The 3787-nt window shown below is 72.7% G+C and carries 3 protein-coding genes; all 3 read left to right on the top strand.

Going from position 1 to position 3787, the window contains the following annotated elements:
• The first annotated feature begins 283 nt into the window (after positions 1–283).
• Positions 284–1945, top strand: coding sequence for a pyridoxal phosphate-dependent decarboxylase family protein (locus tag PROKR_RS03850; RefSeq protein ID WP_245605687.1), 1662 nt, complete (start codon positions 284–286; stop codon positions 1943–1945).
• The gene (locus PROKR_RS03855; protein ID WP_036959685.1) at positions 1942–3360 is read left to right on the top strand and encodes a lysine N(6)-hydroxylase/L-ornithine N(5)-oxygenase family protein; all 1419 of its coding nucleotides are present in this window, start codon (positions 1942–1944) and stop codon (positions 3358–3360) included. Before PROKR_RS03850 ends, PROKR_RS03855 begins: the two co-directional genes overlap by 4 nt.
• Positions 3357–3787: GNAT family N-acetyltransferase (locus tag PROKR_RS03860; RefSeq protein ID WP_051432648.1), on the top strand; the 431-nt coding region annotated here is incomplete at its 3' end. The genes PROKR_RS03855 and PROKR_RS03860, both read left to right, overlap by 4 nt.

Genomic DNA, 3787 nt, shown 5'->3' on the forward strand with positions numbered 1-3787 from the left:
CGCGGCCGGCGCCGCGGGTGGCGCCGGCGACGAGGGCGACCTTGCCGGCCAGGGGGAGGGGGTTGGTGGTCATGCGTCGACCATAAGTGAACAGTCGTTTATAAACAAGCCGAGTCCGTGCCGAGGGTGCGGGAAGCGGGAGAGTGACCCGCGCCACGTTTCCGGTGTGTCCCATGGCTTGACGCGGTTCGCCCAAGGATTAAGTTAGGTCAGGCAAACCTAAGTTGCTCTACGCCGTCCGGTCCGGGCGGCGTTCCTTTCGCCTTCACGAGGAGCCTTCCGCATGCCCTCACGCCTGCCCGCAGTGACGCAGCCAGTGCCCGCCGCACCCTCGCCGGGTACGAGACACGACACGACCGCGCTCCTGCGCGGGGCCACCGCGAGCACCTATGCGGACACGGTCCACGCGGTCGCCGACGACATCGCCGCCCGCCTGATGTCCGTCACCCAGCCGTTCTCGGGCGCCAGCCGCCCCGAGCTGCAGGGCCTGGTGGACGCCGTGGACCTGGACGGCCCGCCGTCGGGCACGGCCGAGGCGCTGCGCGAGGCTGCCGAGCTGTACGCGAGGCACGCGATCTGGTTCCACGAGCCCACCTACGCCGCGCACCTGAACTGCCCGGTCGCGCTGCCCGCGGTCGGCGCCGAGACGATGCTGGCCGCGATCAACACCTCGGTCGACACCTACGACCAGTCCACCGTGGCCACCCTCATGGAGCGGCGCCTGGTCGACTGGACGGCGGGCCGCATCGGCTTCGCGGTGGACGGCGGGGCCGACGGCATCTTCACCTCCGGCGGCACCCAGTCCAACTTCCAGGCCCTGTTCCTGGCCCGCGAGCGGGCGCGCCGCACCGGCACCCGCCTGGAGTCGATGCGCATCCTCGCCACCACGGCCAGCCACTTCAGCGTCGCCAAGTCCGCCTTGCTGCTCGGCCTGCCCGACGACGCCGTGGTCGCCGTCGGCACCGACACCGAGGGCCGGATGAGCGCCGACGCCCTCGGCCAGACCCTCGTCGACATCGAGCGCACCGGCGACACCGTGATCGCCGTCGTCGCCACGGCCGGTACCACCGACCGTGGCTGCATCGACCCCCTCGGCCCGATCGCCGACCTGTGCGACGCGGTCGGCACCTGGCTGCACGTCGACGCCGCCTACGGCTGCGGCCTGCTGGTCAGCCCCACGCGCCGGCACCTGCTGGACGGTATCGAGCGGGCCCGCAGCGTCACCGTGGACTTCCACAAGTCGTTCTTCCAGCCCGTCTCGTCCAGCGCGCTGATCGTGCGCGAGCGGGCGGACCTGGGGCCCGTCGCCTGGCATGCCGACTACCTCAATCCGGCGGAGGAATCCGGCGAGCCCACCCCTGACATCAATCAGGTCGACAAGTCGCTGCAGACCACGCGCCGCTTCGACGCCCTCAAGCTCTGGGTCACCCTCCGCGCGCTCGGCGCGGACGGCATCGGCGCCATGGTGGACGCCGTCTGCGACCTGACCGCCGCCGTGCGCCAGGATCTCGCCGGCGACCGCGACTTCCGGCTGGTCGGCACCACCGACCTGTCCACCGTCCTGTTCCGCTACGAGCCCGAGGGGCTGGACCCGGCGCACGCCGACGCCCTCGTGCCGCAGGTGCGGCGCGTGCTGTTCGACTCGGGCCGCGCCCTCGTGGCCAAGACCGTCGTCGACGGCCGCCCCTGCCTCAAGCTCACCCTGCTCAACCCCGACGCCACGCTCGCCGACATCCGCGGCGTGCTGGAGCTCGTCCGCTCCGCCGCCCACGGGCTGCTCGCGGGGGAGGCGCTCGCGGACACCGACGAGCCGCCGTGCCGGGACGTGCACCCGCGGCTCGCGCGGGCGGAAGAGGGCGGCGCGGCGGAGAGCGCGGCGGGGGATCCTCGTCGTGAGGATGCCGGCGCCGGAGAGGGTGCCCCGACCGCGGAGGAGGGCCGATGACCCGCACCTACGACCTGCTCGGCATCGGCATCGGTCCGTTCGACCTGGGCCTGGCGGCCCTCGCCGAGCCACTGGACGACGTCGACGCCGTGTTCCTGGACCAGCGCGACGGCTTCTCCTGGCACGCGGGGATGCTCATCGAGGGCACCACGCTGCAGGTGCCGTTCCTGGCCGACCTGGTGACGATGGCCGACCCGACGTCGGCGTACTCGTTCCTCGCGTGGCTCAAGGAGACGGGGCGGCTGTACCAGTTCTACATCCGCGAGTCGTTCTACCCGCTGCGCGCCGAGTACGACCAGTACTGCCGCTGGGTCGCGGCGCAGCTCCCGACGCTGCGCTGGGGGCGTGAGGTGACGAGCGTGGTCCGGGTGCCGGACCCGGCGGCGGAGGCGGGCGATCCCGGGGAGAGCGGCTACGTGTTCGAGGTGACGGCGCAGACGGCCGACGGCTTCGAGAAATACTGTGCCAAGCACCTCGTGCTCGGCACCGGCACCCGGCCGCGGCTCCCCGCCGCCCTGATCGGCGTGGCCGGTCGGTCGAGCGGGGAGGACGGCGGCCCCGTCGTGCACACCAGCGACTACCTGCCGAACCGCGACGCGCTGCGGGCGGCGGGTTCGGTGACGGTGGTGGGCAGCGGGCAGTCCGCGGCCGAGGTGTACCGCGACCTGCTGGAGGACTGCGGCACCGGGCCGGGGGAGCACCGCGTCGACTGGGTGACCCGCTCGCCACGGTTCTTCCCCATGGAGTACACGAAGCTGACGCTGGAGATGACGTCGCCCGAGTACACCGACCACTACGTCGCGCTGCCGATCGAGCAGCGCGACGTGCTGGGGCGCGAGCAGCGCAACCTGTACAAGGGCATCAGCGGCGACCTGATCGACGACATCTACGACACGCTGTACCGCAGGTCCGCGCTGGGGGCCGAGGTGCCGACCACGCTGCTGTCGGACACGGAGGTGGTGGCCGCCCGGTTCGAACCTGCCGGCCCGGACGCGGCTGGTGCGGGCGAGTACGTGCTGACCCTGCGCCACGCCCAGCTCGGCACGACGGTGGAGCACCGCACCGGCGCGATCGTCGCCGCCACGGGCTACGCCGCCACGGTGCCCGCGTTCCTGGCCCCCGGCCTGGTCAACCTCGACGCGCGCGGCCGCTACGCCGTGGCCCGCGACTACACCGTCGACGACGACCGGCGGATCCACGTGGTGGGCGGCGAGGAGCACACCCACGGCGTCACGGCGCCCGACCTCGGGTTCGGGCCCTGGCGCAACTCGGTGATCCTTGCGAACGTCACGGGCCGCGAGCCGTACCCGGTCGAGCGCCGGATCGCCTTCCAGCAGTTCGGCCTGCCCGGCGGGACCGTGCCGGACGAGCAGCCCGACCACCAGACCCGCGACGAGATGGAGGCCGCCCGGTGAGCGCTCCGACGACCACGCACGTCTACGCGACCTCGACCCGCCTCGGCGAGATCACGATCGAACCCGTCGACCCCGACCGCGACGCCGGCCTCGTGCAGGGCTGGCTCGCGCACCCGGCGTCGTCTTACTGGCAGATGGGCGACCTGCACGTCGACGACGTACGCGAGTACCTGGCCGGCCTCGCCGCACGCCCGGCCGAGAACGCCTGGCTCGGGCGGCTGGACGGCGAGGCCGTGTTCCTCACCGAGACCTACGACCCCCGGGTGCTGCTCGACGGCGTGCACGACACGCTGCCCGGCGACCTCGGCATGCACCTGCTCGTCGCCCCACCCGCTACACCCCGGCACGGCCTGACGGACGCCGTGATGACCGCCGTCATGCGGTTCTGCCTGTCCGACGGCGGCGTACCGGCAGGTGTCCCGTCGGG

This window comes from Promicromonospora kroppenstedtii DSM 19349 (assembly GCF_000515355.1).
In the GTDB taxonomy this organism is placed as follows: domain Bacteria; phylum Actinomycetota; class Actinomycetes; order Actinomycetales; family Cellulomonadaceae; genus Promicromonospora; species Promicromonospora kroppenstedtii.